Origin of the sequence: Citrobacter sp. wls716, from assembly GCF_005280975.1 — a bacterium.
GTDB lineage: Bacteria > Pseudomonadota > Gammaproteobacteria > Enterobacterales > Enterobacteriaceae > Citrobacter > Citrobacter youngae.
Genome location: NZ_SZWX01000041.1, coordinates 1 through 310 on the forward strand (window position 1 = coordinate 1; position 310 = coordinate 310).

The 310-nt window shown below is 48.7% G+C and carries 1 protein-coding gene; it reads right to left on the bottom strand.

The features are described from left to right. Positions 1–310, bottom strand: a 310-nt coding sequence (locus FDX24_RS16270) for a toxin VasX (RefSeq protein ID WP_371414773.1), incomplete at both ends; no start/stop codon positions are given.

The window sequence follows — 310 nt, forward strand, 5'->3', positions numbered from 1 at the left end:
ACTGTACGTTCCCTGCCGACAGTCTGGCTCTGATTTCTCCAGAACATTTTTCGCCGACAGCTGTTTCCACAAACTGCCGTCATCACACACCGACCACGCTTCCCAGTCCGTCAGGTACGGATAATAGATATAGATATATCCCCTGCGCATCGCGCGTAGCGCATAGTGATAGTTTTCGTTTTCCGCCGGGTAAGCTGATATTCCAGATTTTGCCCACGCCGGCAATGGTTCTTTAATATATTCAGGAACCACCGCATAGCGTACAGGTAGTAATGCCGGTCCCTGTGACATACAGTCACATTTATGATTT